Origin of the sequence: Photorhabdus hainanensis (assembly GCF_018448965.1) — a bacterium.
Taxonomy (GTDB): Bacteria; Pseudomonadota; Gammaproteobacteria; order Enterobacterales; family Enterobacteriaceae; genus Photorhabdus; species Photorhabdus akhurstii.
Genome location: NZ_RCWD01000044.1, coordinates 1 through 15,534, shown reverse-complemented (window position 1 = coordinate 15,534; position 15,534 = coordinate 1). Strand labels below are relative to the sequence as shown.

Genomic DNA, 15,534 nt, shown 5'->3' with positions numbered 1-15,534 from the left:
AGGGCAACAAAAAAATCAGAGAGCAACCTACTTATTTTTGCTCTCCTCAGACTTAATTATGGATAGAACATCATGAATTTACACGAGTATCAGGCAAAACAGCTTTTTGCACGGTATGGTTTACCCGCTCCGGCTGGTTACGCCTGCACGACACCGCGTGAAGCAGAAGAGGCTGCATCTAAAATCGGCTCTGGCCCTTGGGTGGTGAAGTGTCAGGTTCACGCTGGCGGCCGCGGTAAAGCGGGCGGCGTGAAAGTGGTTAACAGTAAAGAAGAAATTCGCGCTTTCGCTGAGCAGTGGCTAGGCAAACGTTTGGTTACTTACCAGACAGATGCGCAAGGTCAGCCTGTTCGCCAGATTTTGGTGGAAGGGGCGACTGATATTGCGAAGGAGCTGTATCTCGGTGCTGTGGTTGATCGTGGTACACGTCGTGTAGTGTTCATGGCTTCTACTGAAGGTGGCGTTGAAATTGAAAAAGTTGCGGAAGAGACCCCGGAACTGATTCATAAAGCGATTATCGACCCGCTGATTGGTCCTATGCCTTATCAGGGGCGTGAACTGGCATTTAAATTGGGTTTAACCGGTAAACAAGTCAGCCAGTTCACTAAAATTTTCTTAGGGTTGGCAAACCTGTTCCTGGAGCGCGATCTGGCTCTGGTTGAAATTAACCCATTGGTTATTACCACTCAAGGTGATTTGATTTGTCTGGATGGCAAACTGGGCGCTGACGGCAACGCACTGTTTCGTCAGGCTGAATTGCGTGAAATGCATGACCCATCTCAGGAAGATCCCCGTGAAGCTCAGGCGGCACAGTGGGAACTGAACTATGTCGCGCTGGATGGCAATATTGGTTGCATGGTAAACGGTGCGGGCTTGGCGATGGGAACGATGGATATCGTTAAATTGCATGGCGGTGCGCCAGCTAACTTCCTTGATGTCGGTGGCGGCGCAACCAAAGAACGTGTTACAGAAGCGTTTAAGATCATCCTGTCAGATGAAAATGTAAAAGCGGTATTGGTTAATATTTTTGGTGGTATTGTTCGTTGTGACCTGATTGCTGACGGTATTATTGGCGCGGTGGAAGAAGTAGGAGTTCACGTACCGGTTGTTGTTCGTTTGGAAGGGAACAATGCTGATCTGGGCGCGAAAAAACTGGCTGACAGCGGTTTAAATATCATTGCCGCAACCAGCTTGACAGATGCGGCTAAGCAAGCAGTAGCAGCAGTGGGGGCAAAATAAACAATGTCTATTTTAATTGATAAAAACACCAAAGTTATCTGTCAAGGTTTTACTGGCAGCCAAGGAACTTTCCATTCAGAACAAGCGATTGCTTACGGCACCCAAATGGTTGGCGGGGTAACGCCGGGTAAGGGTGGTACTGAGCATCTGGGATTACCGGTTTTCAATACCGTTCGTGAAGCGGTGGAAGCAACAGGGGCAACGGCTTCTGTTATCTATGTTCCCGCTCCATTCTGTAAAGATTCTATTCTGGAAGCGATCGACGCAGGTATTAAACTGATCATCACCATTACCGAAGGTATTCCGACGCTGGATATGCTGGTGGTTAAAATGAAACTGGATGAAGCGGGTGTGCGTATGATCGGCCCTAACTGTCCGGGAGTCATTACACCAGATGAATGTAAGATCGGTATTATGCCGGGCCACATTCATCAGGCGGGTAAAGTCGGTATCGTTTCCCGTTCAGGTACGCTGACTTATGAAGCAGTAAAACAGACCACTGATGCAGGTTTAGGGCAATCTACCTGCGTTGGTATCGGCGGGGACCCAATTCCAGGTTCTAACTTCATCGATATTCTGAAATTATTCCAGCAAGATCCGCAAACAGAAGCCATCGTAATGATTGGTGAAATTGGTGGAACAGCGGAAGAAGAAGCGGCGGCTTATATTAAAGAGCACGTCACTAAGCCGGTTGTCGCCTACATCGCGGGTGTGACTGCGCCAAAAGGTAAGCGTATGGGCCATGCCGGCGCCATTATCGCGGGTGGCAAAGGAACGGCGGACGAAAAATTTGCTGCTCTGGAAACGGCTGGCGTGAAGACTGTTCGTAGCTTGGCTGACATTGGTGATGCTGTGAAAGATTTACTCGCTAGTAAGTAAATTCTGATAAAAAACTCTTATCTATTAGGCCGCTGCAAAGTGGCCTTTTTATTTGTATGGGCAGTATTCACTGCCACTAAGTTCATTCAATCTTTATTTTCACTTTGTTATTCTCCAATTAAATTAAACTGAATTTCATTAATGCTATTTATTAAAATGAAATTTAATAAAGATGAAGTTAATAATAATATTTTCTTAAGAATGAAAATAAGAAGTTAATTTTAAAAATCATTTAACAGAAATATAGAAATCAATATTTATCTAAACAAACAAATAATTAACAATATGTCAACCAAAATGAAATAATAAACAAATTAATTAACACTGGTCTGAAAAAAATCCATAAAATCAAGTTATTACTATAGCATTATTACTTTAATTTGCTTAAATTGACTCTGATCAAATTAATTCCTATTAAACATGGCTGCAATTCTTGACCTATATTCAGAATTCTAATCTGAATCACGTAAAACCTATTTATTGTATGGGAATATAAGCGTACTATACTATTAGTCTAATTAGTTTTTAATTTACTTAGTAATGAGTTGTTATTTTAAAGGCATTTATTGCTGGTAGTTACGAGGCTTCCGCATGAGTACTTTGAGAAAAGGGCTTATATGAAGTCAGGTTGCCGCAAGTCGGTGTCTTCCTGCTAGGAGCAAGGAGTCAAGATGTTTGATATTGTCGAACTGTCACGATTACAGTTTGCCTTAACTGCGATGTATCACTTCTTATTCGTTCCGCTAACGCTTGGTATGGCGTTTTTGCTGGCGATCATGGAAACGGTATATGTGCTTTCCGGTAAACAAATTTATAAAGATATGACAAAGTTCTGGGGCAAGTTATTTGGTATTAACTTCGCTCTGGGGGTTGCAACAGGGTTGACTATGGAGTTCCAGTTTGGGACTAACTGGTCATACTTTTCTCACTATGTCGGTGACATTTTCGGTGCGCCTCTGGCGATTGAAGGTCTGATGGCGTTCTTCCTGGAGTCTACATTCGTAGGCTTGTTCTTCTTCGGTTGGGATCGTCTCAGTAAGACGCAACATCTGGCGGTAACTTGGTTGGTCGCACTAGGCTCTAACTTCTCTGCGCTTTGGATTCTGATTGCTAACGGTTGGATGCAAAACCCGATTGCTTCTGATTTCAACTTTGAAACCATGCGTATGGAGATGGTCAGTTTTGCTGAACTGGTACTAAACCCGGTTGCTCAGGTGAAATTTGTTCATACCGTTGCAGCGGGTTATGTGACAGGAGCGATCTTTGTTCTCGGTATCAGCTCTTACTACCTGCTTAAAGGCCGTGATATTCCATTTGCTAAGCGTTCATTTGCGATTGCTTCAAGCTTTGGTATCGCGGCTGTGTTGTCTGTTATTGTGTTGGGTGATGAATCTGGCTACGAAATGGGCGACGTACAGAAGACTAAGCTGGCCGCCATCGAAGCTGAATGGGAAACCCAGCCACCGCCGGCCGCTTTTACACTGATAGGTATCCCGGATCAGGATAAAATGGAGAACAAATATGCAATTCAGATTCCTTATCTTATGGGGCTGATTGCTACCCGTTCTGTTGATACTCCGGTCATTGGTCTGCGTGATCTGATGGACCAGCATGAGCAGCGTATTCGTAATGGTATAAAGGCTTATCACCTGTTGGAAGAATTGCGTGCCGGTAACACAGACCCGACTGTTCGTACCGCATTCAATGAGAATAAACAAGATCTGGGTTATGGCATGTTGCTGAAACGTTATACCAGCAAAGTGACTGATGCCAGTGAAGAACAGATCAAAGCAGCCGCGAAAGATTCCATTCCTCGTGTTGCGCCGCTCTATTTTGCATTCCGTATCATGGTTGCAGCCGGCTTCCTGATGTTATTGTTGATTGGTTTGGCGTTTTGGAGTGTTATCCGTGGCCGTATTGGTAAACAAAAATGGTTACTTCGCGCCGCACTGTACAGCATTCCATTGCCGTGGATTGCCATAGAATCAGGCTGGTTTGTGGCGGAATATGGTCGTCAACCGTGGGCAATCGGTGAAGTTCTGCCAACTGCGGTGGCGAGTTCCAATTTAACAGCCGGCGATATCTTGTTTTCTATGGCGCTAATTTGCGGCCTTTATACCTTATTCCTGATTGCGGAAATGTTTTTGATGTTCAAATTTGCCCGCCTTGGCCCAAGTAGCCTAAAAACCGGGCGTTACCATTTTGAACAGAAAACAACTTCAGCACCCGATGCTCAGTAAACAGGAGTCCACTTATGTTTGATTATGAAGTACTACGATTTATCTGGTGGCTACTGATTGGTGTGCTGCTAATCGGTTTCGCGGTAACTGATGGTTTTGATATGGGAGTCGGTATCCTATTACGTATCATCGGCAAAAACGATACTGAGCGTCGCATCATGATTAACTCAGTGGCGCCGCATTGGGATGGTAATCAGGTTTGGCTGATTACCGCCGGTGGAGCGCTGTTCGCCGCATGGCCGATGGTCTATGCCGCGGCGTTCTCTGGCTTCTATGTTGCTATGATCTTGGTGTTATCTGCATTGTTCTTCCGTCCGGTTGGTTTTGATTACCGCTCCAAACTGGAAGACCGTAAGTGGCGTAACATGTGGGATTGGGGAATAGTTATCGGTAGTTTCGTTCCGCCATTAGTTATCGGCGTGGCATTCGGTAATCTATTACAGGGAGTGCCGTTTAACGTTGACTCTCAACTCCGCCTGTTCTACACCGGCTCCTTCTTTGGATTGCTCAACCCATACGGTTTACTGGCGGGAGTGATCAGCTTGATGATGATTGTGACTCAGGGAGCGACTTATCTGCAAATGCGTACTACGGGTGAGCTGCGTCTGCGTTCTCGTACTGCGACTTACCTCTGTGCTCTGGTGACAATGGCGGCTTTCCTGCTGGCAGGCGTATGGCTGATTTATGGTATTGATGGTTATGTTGTGACCGGCGGCTTGGATACGATGGCTCAGTCTAACCCATTACATAAAGAAGTCGTTCATCAGGCGGGCGCTTGGCTGACTAACTTTAACAACTATCCGTGGTTGTGGGCGCTACCGGCACTGGGCGTGGTTTCGCCTTTGCTGACGATGCTGATGACGCATATGAATAAAGCTGGATGGGCATTCCTGTTCTCTTCACTGACAATTGCTGGCATCATTCTGGCCTGCGGTGTAACGATGTTCCCATTTGTGATGCCTTCAATCACTAATCCTAATGTCAGCTTGACGATGTGGGATGCGACTTCAAGCTTGATGACGCTGCGCGTCATGTTTGTGGTTGCATTGATTTTTGTCCCAATTGTTCTGGGATATACCATTTGGTGTTATTACAAAATGTTTGGGCGTTTGGATAAAAGCTTTATTGAAGATAACAAACATTCACTATACTAAGGAACATAAAGCATGTGGTATTTTGCTTGGATTCTCGGAACGCTCTTGGCTTGTAGTTTCGCTATAATCGCTGCCTTAGCTTTTGAGCATAATGAAGAAGAAAAAGCCGCTAAAAATAGCGAGAAATCGTGTTGATAGATAAATACTATCGGCTAATGGATAAAGCCCCCGTTCGGGGCCTTATCCTTATTGCGGCATTAATGTTTGCCGCTTGTGTATTCTGGGACCCGGCTCGTTTTGCGGCTAACACCAGTTCATTGCGGATATGGCAAGGTATTTTGCTAATATGGTCTGTATGTACAGGTGTGATTTTCGGGGTGGGTTTTCAGCCAAGAAATATCGTCTGGCGTATCTTTTTCTCTCCTTTGCCGGCATTCTTGATTTTAATTTGGGGTTTGTATCGTTTCTTTATGAGTTAATTCTGTATGTTATGGGGCTTCTGACCCATAAATTTTTTATTTGCACATTATTCCAAAGCCGCATTGTCTTGAGTATAGTGGCAGCGTTAATTCGCCTTATGTAGGATTGAAAGTGAGTAATACGTTGTTCCGGTGGCCCATTCGTATTTATTACGAAGATACAGATGTGAGTGGGATAGTTTATAATGGCCGTTATGTGGTCTTTTATGAAAGAGCACGTACTGAGATGTTACGTCAGCATGGAATTCATCAACAGCGTTTACTTGATGAACAAATTGCATTTGTTGTTCGGCGTATAGTGGTTGATTATCGTGCCCCGGCCCGGCTTGATGATATGTTAGAGGTGCAGAGCGAAATTACGGATATTCGTAGAGCGTCTTTGACATTTATTCAACGCATTGTTGATGGTAATGGGACAATTCTTAACAGCGCAGAAGTTTTAATCGCCTGCGTGAATACATCTCAAATGAAGCCGATTGCGCTTCCAAAGTCTATTGTCGCGGAGTTTAAGCAGTGACTGACATGAACATTCTAGATTTATTCCTGAAAGCGGGCCTTTTGGTGCAACTGATCATGCTTATTTTGATCTGCTTTTCCGTTGCTTCATGGGCGATCATTATTCAAAGGACCAAAATTCTCAATGCAGCAACCCGTGAAGCGGAAGCATTTGAAGATAAATTCTGGTCGGGTATTGAATTATCACGCTTATATAAGGAAAGTCAGTCGCGTCGAGACTCTTTAGGTGGAACAGAACAAATTTTTTATTCTGGGTTCAAAGAATTTGCCCGTCTGTGTCATGCAAATAATCATGCTCCAGAAGCGGTAGTAACAGGGGCTTCGCGTGCAATGCGTATCTCAATGAATCGTGAATTGGAATCGTTAGAAAGCCATATTCCATTCTTGGGTACCGTTGGCTCAATTAGCCCGTATATCGGTTTGTTTGGTACGGTTTGGGGGATTATGCATGCATTTATCGCGTTAGGTGCGGTAAAACAGGCCACTCTCCAGATGGTGGCGCCGGGTATTGCGGAAGCGTTGATTGCAACGGCGATTGGTCTGTTTGCGGCGATTCCGGCTGTTATGGCATACAACCGCCTGAATCAGCGTGTTAATAAGCTGGAGCAAAATTACGATAACTTTATGGAAGAGTTTCTGGCTATTTTGCATCGTCAGGCTTTCGCTGCTGAAAATAAAGCAGAGAACAAATAGTAAGGGGAGAAGCTATGGCACGCACCCGTAGTCGCAAGCGTGAGCTGAAATCCGAAATCAATATCGTTCCCTTACTGGACGTGTTGCTGGTTCTGTTGCTTATCTTTATGGCGACAGCGCCGATTATCACTCAAAGCGTAGAAGTTGATCTGCCGGATGCGGTAGATTCTAAAACGGTTTCCAACTCCGATAACCCACCGGTAATCGTGGAGGTTTCTGGTGTTGGTCAGTACACCATGATAGTTAACCATGAACGATTGGAATTATTGCCTGAGCCGCAGATTATTGCGGAAGCGCAGGCGAGAATAAAAGAGAATCCAAAAACCGTTTTCTTAATCGGTGGTTCGAAGGAAGTGCCTTACGATGAGATTATTAAGGCGCTCAACATGCTGCATCGGGCAGGTGTGAAATCCGTTGGTTTAATGACTCAGCCTATCTGAGTTTAGCCGGCAGTTGCTGTTATTTGAAGATCTTGGATATCGAGCGTGGGAAAGACAAACGGGCAAAACAATAAATTAAATCGCGCTGTTATCGTTTCGGTTGTGTTGCATATTATTTTGATTGGGTTACTTATTTGGGGTTCCCTGACACGAAAAACTGAAATGGGCGGCGGTGGTCAGGATGGTTCTGTTATTGATGCTGTGATGGTCGATCCGAATGCGGTAGTACAACAGTACAACCAACAGCAACAACAACAGGCTGATGCTAAACGTGCAGAGCAGTTACGAAAGAAGAAAGCCGAACAGCAGGCCGCTGAATTAAGGGAAAAGCAGGCTGAAGAGCAGGAGCGTTTAAAAGCGGTGGAAGAAGAACGAATTAAGGCGCAACAAGCAGCGGAAGAACAGAAGAAGCAGGCTGTAGAAGCTGCAAACAAAGCCCGTGAAGAGCAAAAACAGGCAGAAGAAGCGGCGGCGAAAGCTAAGGCTGAAAAAGAAAAACTGATTAAAGAGCAGGCTGAGGCGCAGAAGAAAGCCGAAGCTGAAGCTAAGAAAGAGGCGGAAGCCGCTGCTGCTAAACAAAAAGCCGCGGAAGAAGCGAAAGCCAAAGCAGACGCTGAGGCTAAAGCAAAAGCCAAGGCTGAAGCGGATGCTAAAGCCAAAGCTGAGGCGGATGCAAAGGCTAAAGCTAAGGCCGAAGCTGACGCCAAGAAGAAAGCTGCGGCGCAAGCCGCTAAACAGGAAAGTGAAGTTGATGACTTACTGGGTGGCTTAACTTCCAATGCGCCGAAACAGCAGGGAGGGGCTTCTGCCGCCGGTAAAGGTGGCGGCAAGAAAAGTGGAGCTTCAAATGCCGACATTAATAACTATCTGGGGCAGATCCAGATAGCGATACAGAATAAGTTTTACGATCCAAGTATGTATCGTGGGCGTACCTGTACATTACGGATTAAACTTGCTCCTGATGGATTGTTAATTGATGTAAGGTCAGAGGGGGGAGACCCGGCGTTGTGCCAGGCAGCGGTAGCGGCGGCTAAACAAGCGAAAATTCCTAAACCGCCAAGTAAGGAGGTTTACGAAGTGTTTAAAAACGCGCCGCTTGATTTCAACCCTCAATAAAGTTGTTATTTAAAAGTTATTAATAACAAACAGAACCATTCAATGTTATTAAGCTATACCCAATGGATTTCAAGATGGATCGCGACGGCAAGGGAGCGAATCCCCGGGAGCATAGATAACTATGTGACCGGGGTGAGTGAGTGCGGCCAACAAAGAGGCAACTTGAAAGATAACGGGTATATCTGGTTTTGTTTGTTGACGTTTGTTAATATTCTGCGAATTATTGCGACTATTCCATCGTGATAAGGGAGAGATTAATGAGGCAGGCTTTTAAAGTAGTACTAGGCATTTTAATATTGTGGGCCACGGTTGCTTACGCAGAAGTTCGTATCGAGATCACCCAAGGTGTCGATTCTGCGCGTCCTATTGGTGTCGTGCCATTTAAATGGACTGGAGCGGGCAATGCGCCGGAAGAGATTGGGGCGATCGTTGGGGCCGATCTTCGTAACAGCGGTAAATTTAACCCTATTGATGTCAGCCGTATGCCGCAGCAGCCAACGACGGCATCTGAGGTGACGCCTGCCGCGTGGTCGGCGTTGGGGATTGATGCTGTTGTTGTTGGGCAGATCCAACCAAGTGCGGATGGTGGTTTTTTAATCTCTTATCAATTGGTTGATACTGCGAGCGCTCCGGGCACGGTGCTTGCTCAGGATCAATTCAAAGTGACCAAACAGTGGTTGCGTTATGCTGCGCATACAGCCAGTGATCAAGTATTTGAAAAACTGACGGGCATCAAAGGCGCATTCCGTACTCGTCTGGCTTACATTGTAAAGACTAATGGCGGTAAATATCCGTATGAACTGCGTGTATCTGATTACGATGGTTACAACCAGTTCACTGTTCACCGTTCGCCGGAACCATTGATGTCGCCGGCATGGTCTCCTGATGGCGCTAAACTGGCTTATGTGACATTTGAAAGCGGCCGTTCTGCCTTGGTTATCCAGACCTTGGCGAGTGGTGAGGTGCGTCAGGTTGCCTCTTTCCCGCGTCATAACGGTGCGCCTGCATTTTCCCCTGATGGCAGTAAATTGGCATTTGCTCTATCTAAATCGGGTAGTTTGAATCTTTACGTGATGGATTTGGGTTCAGCTCAGATTCGTCAGGTTACAGATGGCCGCAGTAACAACACTGAGCCAAGTTGGATGCCGGATAACCAGACTTTGGTTTACACCTCTGATCAGGGTGGTCGTCCACAGTTATATAAAACCGATATTAATGGCGGTGCTCCGCAACGCCTCACTTGGGAAGGCACACAAAACCAGGATGCTGATGTAAGCGCAGATGGTAGTTTTGTGGTGATGGTCAGCTCAGAGAGTGGTAAGCAGCACATAGCTAAACAAGATCTGGCAACGGGAGCCGTTCAAATTTTGACGGATACGTTCCTGGATGAAACGCCGAGTATCGCACCTAACGGCACTATGGTGATTTATAGCTCCACCCAAGGGTTGGGGACTGTATTGCAGCTAGTTTCGACTGACGGGCGTTTCAAAGCGCGTCTTCCGGCAACCGATGGACAGGTAAAATTCCCTGCCTGGTCGCCGTATCTGTGATGCATAATAATATGTATGGCAAATTTTAAAAGGATCAAAGAGATGCAACTGAACAAAGTGCTAAAAGGGCTGATGTTAGCTTTACCAGTTATGGCCGTAGCAGCGTGTAGTTCTAACAAGAATGCTGATAACGATCAGACTGGTGTCGGCACTGTTAACGAAACTAATGCGGGTCTGTCAGCAGAGGAATTAGCTCGTCAGCAAATGCAAGAGCTACAAAACAACAACATCGTATATTTTGGTTTTGACAAATACGACGTTGGCTCAGATTTTACTCAGCTGTTAGACGCTCACGCGGCATTCCTGCGCAGCAACCCATCTTATAAAGTTGTTGTAGAAGGTCATGCTGACGAACGTGGTACTCCTGAGTACAACATCGCATTAGGTGAACGCCGTGCTAATGCAGTGAAAATGTACCTGCAAGGCAAAGGTGTTTCCGGTGAGCAAATCTCTATCGTCTCTTACGGTAAAGAGAAACCTGCTGTACTGGGTCACGACGAATCAGCTTATGCTAAGAACCGTCGCGCAGTACTGGCATACTAAGAGTAGTTCATGAACAGTAACTTCAGACATCATGTTTTGGGTCTGTCGTTACTGGTTGGCGTAGCGGTTCCTTGGGCCGCTATTGCCCAAGCGCCAATCAGTAATGTCGGCTCGGGTTCTACCGATGAGCGCCTTACCCAATTAGAGCGGATTTCCAACGCTCACAGTCAGCTATTAACGCAACTCCAGCAACAACTTGCTGATTCTCAACGTGATATTGACATGCTTCGAGGGCAGATTCAGGAGAATCAGTATCAGCTCAATCAGATTATAGAGCGGCAGAAGGACATTTATCAGCAACTGGAAGGGGCTACCAGTTCTGAGGGGAGCAAACCTGCTGCAAACACAGCTTCTTCAACGACAAGTCATAGTGGCAATCAGGCATCATCATCTGTCGGCACGGGCAGTGAGAAAGGTGATTATGACGCAGCTGTTCATTTGGCGGTGAATACCAAAGAATATGATAAAGCGATTGTGGCCTTTCAGAGTTTTGTGAAGAGTTATCCAAAGTCGAGTTATATGCCTAATGCCAATTACTGGTTGGGGCAGCTTAATTACAACAAGGGTAAAAAAGACGAAGCTGCGTATTACTTTGCTACGGTAGTCAAAGAGTATCCGAAATCGCAGAAGAGTGGCGAATCGCTTTATAAAGTTGGTTTAATCATGCAGGACAAGGGTCAGAAGGACAAAGCGAGATCGGTTTACCAGCAGGTCATGAAACAATACCCTGGTTCGAATGCAGCTAAACTGGCGGAGAAAAAGCTTTCTACTCTGTAATTATTGACCCCGGAAGGGTGTAGTAATACATTTTCGGGGTTAATTGAGTATTTAATAAGCATTTAAACGTAGTTTGAAAAAATAATCATTGCGTAGCGCGGAGAAATCAGTAATATATGCCGCCGTTGCCGAGAGAAGTCACAAGATGGGTCGTTAGCTCAGTCGGTAGAGCAGTTGACTTTTAATCAATTGGTCGCAGGTTCGAATCCTGCACGACCCACCATATTAAAGCTTCATTCGAAAACAAATTTCCCTAGATGGGTCGTTAGCTCAGTCGGTAGAGCAGTTGACTTTTAATCAATTGGTCGCAGGTTCGAATCCTGCACGACCCACCATCTTGAAACTTCATTCAAAAACAAATTCCCTAGATGAGTCGTTAGCTCGGTCGGTAGAGCAGTTGACTTTTAATCAATGGGTCGCAGGCTCGAGCCGAGCGAAGCGAGACAACAGCGCGAGAGCGCTGACCCGAAGGGCGAGGCCCCAGGCCGAGTCATCCTGCACGACCCACCATCTTAAAGCTTCATTCAAAACAAATTCCCTAGATAAGTCGTTAGCTCAGTCGGTAGAACAGTTGGCTTTTAATCAATGGGTCGCAGGCTCGAGCCGAGCGAAGCGAGACAACAGCGCGAGAGCGCTGACCCGAAGGGCGAGGCCCCAGGCCGAGTCATCCTGCACGACCCACCATCTTAAAGCTTCATTCAAAACAAATTCCCTAGATAAGTCGTTAGCTCAGTCGGTAGAACAGTTGGCTTTTAATCAATGGGTCGCAGGCTCGAGCCGAGCGAAGCGAGACAACAGCGCGAGAGCGCTGACCCGAAGGGCGAGGCCCCAGGCCGAGTCATCCTGCACGACCCACCATCTTAAAGCTTCATTCAAAACAAATTCCCTAGATGAGTCGTTAGCTCGGTCGGTAGAGCAATTGACTTTTAACCAATGGGTCGCAGGCTCGAGCCGAGCGAAGCGAGACAACAGCGCGTAAGCGCTGACCCGAAGGGCGAGGCCCCAGGCCGAGTCATCCTGCACGACCCACCATCTTAAAGCTTCATTCAAAACAAATTCCCTAGATGAGTCGTTAGCTCGGTCGGTAGAGCAGTTGACTTTTAATCAATTGATCGCAGGCTCGAGCCGAGCGAAGCGAGACAACAGCGCGAGAGCGCTGACCCGAAGGGCGAGGCCACAGGCCGAGTCATCCTGCACGACCCACCATCTTGAAACTTTATTCAAAAACAAATCCTTCAGATAAGTCGTTAGCTCAGTCGGTAGAACAGTTGGCTTTTAATCAATGGGTCGCAGGCTCGAGCCGAGCGAAGCGAGACAACAGCGCGTAAGCGCTGACCCGAAGGGCGAGGCCACAGGCCGAGTCATCCTGTACGACCCACCATCTTGAAGTTTCATTCAAAATTAATTCCCCTGGATAGATCGTTAGTGCAATCGGTAGAGCAGTTGACTTTTAATCAATTGATCGCAGGCTCGAGCCGAGCGAAGCGAGACAACAGCGCGAGAGCGCTGACCCGAAGGGCGAGGCCACAGGCCGAGTCATCCTGCACGACCCACCATCTTGAAACTTTATTCAAAAACAAATCCTTCAGATAAGTCGTTAGCTCAGTCGGTAGAACAGTTGGCTTTTAATCAATGGGTCGCAGGTTCGAGCCGAGCGAAGCGAGACAACAGCGCGTAAGCGCTGGCCCGAAGGGCGAGGCCACAGGCCGAGTCATCCTGTACGACCCACCATCTTGAAGTTTCATTCAAAATTAATTCCCCTGGATAGATCGTTAGTGCAATCGGTAGAGCAGTTGACTTTTAATCAATTGATCGCAGGCTCGAGCCGAGCGAAGCGAGACAACAGCGCGAGAGCGCTGACCCGAAGGGCGAGGCCACAGGCCGAGTCATCCTGCACGACCCACCATCTTAAAGCTTCATTCAAAACAAATTCCCTAGATGGGTCGTTAGCTCGGTCGGTAGAGCAGTTGACTTTTAACCAATGGGTCGCAGGCTCGAGCCGAGCGAAGCGAGACAACAGCGCGAGAGCGCTGACCCGAAGGGCGAGGCCCCAGGCCGAGTCATCCTGCACGACCCACCACCTTAAAGCTTCATTCAAAACAAATTCCCTAGATGAGTCGTTAGCTCGGTCGGTAGAGCAGTTGACTTTTAATCAATGGGTCGCAGGCTCGAGCCGAGCGAAGCGAGACAACAGCGCGAGAGCGCTGACCCGAAGGGCGAGGCCACAGGCCGAGTCATCCTGCACGACCCACCATCTTAAAGCTTCATTCAAAACAAATTCCCTAGATGAGTCGTTAGCTCGGTCGGTAGAGCAGTTGACTTTTAATCAATGGGTCGCAGGCTCGAGCCGAGCGAAGCGAGACAACAGCGAGTAATCGTAAAGTCTTCAATAAATTCCTTAAAAGAATACGAACTTATTTACTTGCAGGGTAATTATGTTGCACTTACTATTCGAAACTATCATATTATTCTATAAGTAATATATTTATTACTGTAGAAAACCTCTGACAATTCATTAAAAACATAGTCTAATTTTGATAAATAACAATGAAATATTCTTACATCTCAAATGATTAACCATTACATGTAATTAATAGTAATAAATAACCCAAAATTTTGAAATTAAAAACATATCTATTACTTTAAAATTAAACGTCTAAACGACATTCATCATTATTTCATTTCTAGAAGTATACCAATGTATAGCTCATAATTAACCTGGCTGATTTTAATACTGATATTTAATATGCTCCAGAAAACATTCTGCTTACTAATCATTTAATACTGATATGACCATGAGGTTATCTTATTATTTTTACGTCACTGATAAAGTTCAATATTTAACTACTCGGAGTAAATGCTAATTTAAATTTCGCCGCTAAGGTCACATGCTATATAAGCAGTCAAATAACCGTAATAATAAGGAAACAATAAAATGGCACGAGTATATATAAACCCCAATCAGACTCTTGATATTTATAAGAATGGCAGTATATTAGTTCCTGCTCATCAACCTCATATAACTATAAAAAACGTTAGTTTGGCGCTAGTTAAAGTGAGTGGCTTCTGGGCATCCTTAGTCGGAGATTATACTCTGTATAGTTCTATAGAGATCTACCCCGGCAGAAGTGAAATACTTGTGCCACCTCCTAACCTTATTTACTACTATAAAGTTACAGCCACTAATCTCGCCAGTTATTTAAACGCGGAAATTGAAGTGGAGGTTGGATCGAAGAGTAATTCTTTCTTTTAATCTGAGTCCTCCCTGGGAAAAGTTCTGACATACGTTACAAACAGGCATAGAGGAGATCTCATTGAATTGGTTTGCAATCGGTGGATCACAAACACTCTATGCCTGTCTCATGTTCTGGGGGCTTTACCAATTGCAGGTTTTAAATCTTTGGCCGTCAATCCAGATTGTTCCATTCTGAATTTGATAGCTTCGATTGGGTCTGGTGGGTCGATGGGATAATGTTCTGCTTCGTAGGCTTCAATCAATAGAACCATAACTTCCATATAATTGAATTCAGGTGTGCCGATTTCAGGTTGATTATCAAATAGAGAGGCGACAGTTTTTAATGCTTCTTGATAATCTTGTTTTGTTCTAATGGGTTTAATATTCATTGTTCACTCTGGCTCTACTTTGTCGATAACCGCGTTAACCCGGCAGATCCATCATATTATTGAAATCTTCCCTTGTCATCACTTTCATTTAGCGATACGTTTTCAGAGAACTGGCAACTTAAGTGTATCGACAATAACAATAAGCGAGTCTTCTACAAATATGGGGAATCCTATGATATTCCTGAACATTGCCGCTTAGATATTTTTGTCCAAATGCTAAATAACTTTTCATAATTATAATACACTCACTCTTTTTATTCTCTGCTATTCCTGTAGGGACATGAATTTAAAAACGTTTTCACTTTCTCAAGCAATTGCCACATATACTGACAGCCATGATTTCG

The 15,534-nt window shown here is 45.5% G+C and carries 15 protein-coding genes, 7 tRNA genes, 6 other RNA genes and 1 pseudogene; 28 read left to right on the top strand and 1 reads right to left on the bottom strand.

The annotated features are described in order from the left end of the window. Window positions 1-72: 72 nt before the first annotated feature. The 28 genes from sucC to EAE92_RS20410 all read left to right on the top strand — a co-directional run bounded on the left by sucC (window position 73) and on the right by EAE92_RS20410 (window position 14,819). Window positions 73-1,239: an ADP-forming succinate--CoA ligase subunit beta gene (gene sucC, locus EAE92_RS20545; protein ID WP_036812840.1), complete on the top strand. Its 1,167-nt coding sequence runs from the start codon at window positions 73-75 to the stop codon at window positions 1,237-1,239. A gap of 3 nt (window positions 1,240-1,242) precedes the next feature. Further along, window positions 1,243-2,118 (top strand): succinate--CoA ligase subunit alpha, encoded by an 876-nt coding sequence (gene sucD, locus EAE92_RS20540; protein WP_214069411.1) that lies wholly within the window; start codon window positions 1,243-1,245, stop codon window positions 2,116-2,118. Window positions 2,119-2,789: 671 nt separating this feature from the next. Next, window positions 2,790-4,358 carry a cytochrome ubiquinol oxidase subunit I gene (gene cydA / locus EAE92_RS20535; RefSeq protein WP_214069410.1) on the top strand — a complete coding sequence of 523 codons (1,569 nt, stop codon included), beginning with the start codon at window positions 2,790-2,792 and terminating at the stop codon, window positions 4,356-4,358. A gap of 14 nt (window positions 4,359-4,372) precedes the next feature. Further along, window positions 4,373-5,512, top strand: a complete 1,140-nt coding sequence (cydB, locus tag EAE92_RS20530) for a cytochrome d ubiquinol oxidase subunit II (protein WP_214069409.1) — start codon at window positions 4,373-4,375, stop codon at window positions 5,510-5,512. Window positions 5,513-5,524: 12 nt separating this feature from the next. After that, a complete protein-coding gene (gene cydX, locus EAE92_RS20525) occupies window positions 5,525-5,647 on the top strand; it encodes a cytochrome bd-I oxidase subunit CydX (protein WP_071647116.1) in 123 nt (40 codons plus the stop codon). Then, window positions 5,641-5,931, top strand: a complete 291-nt coding sequence (ybgE, locus tag EAE92_RS20520) for a cyd operon protein YbgE (protein WP_422616070.1) — start codon at window positions 5,641-5,643, stop codon at window positions 5,929-5,931. The genes cydX and ybgE overlap by 7 nt, the downstream gene beginning before the upstream one ends. A 112-nt stretch (window positions 5,932-6,043) precedes the next feature. Then, window positions 6,044-6,448: a tol-pal system-associated acyl-CoA thioesterase gene (ybgC, locus tag EAE92_RS20515; protein WP_214069408.1), complete on the top strand. Its 405-nt coding sequence runs from the start codon at window positions 6,044-6,046 to the stop codon at window positions 6,446-6,448. Beyond that, window positions 6,445-7,140 carry a Tol-Pal system protein TolQ gene (gene tolQ / locus EAE92_RS20510; RefSeq protein ID WP_214069407.1) on the top strand — a complete coding sequence of 232 codons (696 nt, stop codon included), beginning with the start codon at window positions 6,445-6,447 and terminating at the stop codon, window positions 7,138-7,140. Before ybgC ends, tolQ begins: the two co-directional genes overlap by 4 nt. A gap of 14 nt (window positions 7,141-7,154) precedes the next feature. Further along, a complete protein-coding gene (gene tolR / locus EAE92_RS20505) occupies window positions 7,155-7,580 on the top strand; it encodes a colicin uptake protein TolR (RefSeq protein WP_036780822.1) in 426 nt (141 codons plus the stop codon). Window positions 7,581-7,625: 45 nt separating this feature from the next. Then, window positions 7,626-8,696, top strand: coding sequence for a cell envelope integrity protein TolA (gene tolA, locus EAE92_RS20500; protein ID WP_046395041.1), 1,071 nt, complete (start codon window positions 7,626-7,628; stop codon window positions 8,694-8,696). A 42-nt stretch (window positions 8,697-8,738) separates the two neighbouring features. Beyond that, on the top strand, window positions 8,739-8,939 hold the full coding sequence (locus EAE92_RS20495) for a hypothetical protein (RefSeq protein WP_146747448.1): 201 nt from the start codon (window positions 8,739-8,741) through the stop codon (window positions 8,937-8,939). 14 nt (window positions 8,940-8,953) lie between these two features. Beyond that, window positions 8,954-10,246 (top strand): Tol-Pal system beta propeller repeat protein TolB, encoded by a 1,293-nt coding sequence (gene tolB / locus EAE92_RS20490; RefSeq protein ID WP_214069406.1) that lies wholly within the window; start codon window positions 8,954-8,956, stop codon window positions 10,244-10,246. 42 nt (window positions 10,247-10,288) lie between these two features. Next, window positions 10,289-10,789: a peptidoglycan-associated lipoprotein Pal gene (gene pal / locus EAE92_RS20485; protein WP_046397131.1), complete on the top strand. Its 501-nt coding sequence runs from the start codon at window positions 10,289-10,291 to the stop codon at window positions 10,787-10,789. A gap of 9 nt (window positions 10,790-10,798) precedes the next feature. Further along, window positions 10,799-11,566 carry a cell division protein CpoB gene (cpoB, locus tag EAE92_RS20480; protein ID WP_214069405.1) on the top strand — a complete coding sequence of 256 codons (768 nt, stop codon included), beginning with the start codon at window positions 10,799-10,801 and terminating at the stop codon, window positions 11,564-11,566. A gap of 147 nt (window positions 11,567-11,713) precedes the next feature. Further along, window positions 11,714-11,789: transfer RNA gene (locus EAE92_RS20475), tRNA-Lys, on the top strand. Window positions 11,790-11,825: 36 nt separating this feature from the next. Continuing rightward, window positions 11,826-11,901 (top strand) — tRNA-Lys (locus EAE92_RS20470). 35 nt (window positions 11,902-11,936) lie between these two features. After that, a tRNA-Lys gene (locus EAE92_RS20465) sits at window positions 11,937-12,076 on the top strand. A gap of 44 nt (window positions 12,077-12,120) precedes the next feature. Next, a non-coding RNA gene (locus EAE92_RS20460) (RtT sRNA) lies at window positions 12,121-12,250 on the top strand. Between the two features lie 44 nt (window positions 12,251-12,294). Then, window positions 12,295-12,424, top strand: a non-coding RNA gene (locus tag EAE92_RS20455) — RtT sRNA. Window positions 12,425-12,458: 34 nt separating this feature from the next. Next, window positions 12,459-12,598 (top strand) — tRNA-Lys (locus EAE92_RS20450). A 34-nt stretch (window positions 12,599-12,632) separates the two neighbouring features. Beyond that, window positions 12,633-12,772: transfer RNA gene (locus EAE92_RS20445), tRNA-Lys, on the top strand. Window positions 12,773-12,814: 42 nt separating this feature from the next. After that, window positions 12,815-12,947, top strand: a non-coding RNA gene (locus EAE92_RS20440) — RtT sRNA. Between the two features lie 42 nt (window positions 12,948-12,989). Then, window positions 12,990-13,122: non-coding RNA, RtT sRNA (locus EAE92_RS20435), on the top strand. A gap of 42 nt (window positions 13,123-13,164) precedes the next feature. Continuing rightward, window positions 13,165-13,297, top strand: a non-coding RNA gene (locus EAE92_RS20430) — RtT sRNA. Between the two features lie 42 nt (window positions 13,298-13,339). Then, window positions 13,340-13,472: non-coding RNA, RtT sRNA (locus EAE92_RS20425), on the top strand. Window positions 13,473-13,506: 34 nt separating this feature from the next. Further along, window positions 13,507-13,646: transfer RNA gene (locus EAE92_RS20420), tRNA-Lys, on the top strand. A gap of 34 nt (window positions 13,647-13,680) precedes the next feature. After that, window positions 13,681-13,820: transfer RNA gene (locus tag EAE92_RS20415), tRNA-Lys, on the top strand. Window positions 13,821-14,501: 681 nt separating this feature from the next. Beyond that, complete coding sequence (locus EAE92_RS20410) at window positions 14,502-14,819, top strand: hypothetical protein (protein WP_065390538.1); 318 nt, start codon at window positions 14,502-14,504, stop codon at window positions 14,817-14,819. Window positions 14,820-14,932: 113 nt separating this feature from the next. On the opposite strand, the pseudogene EAE92_RS20405 reads toward EAE92_RS20410, so the two are convergent. Next, window positions 14,933-15,190 (bottom strand): annotated as a pseudogene (locus tag EAE92_RS20405) (helix-turn-helix domain-containing protein); the annotation flags it as partial. Window positions 15,191-15,534 lie beyond the last annotated feature (344 nt).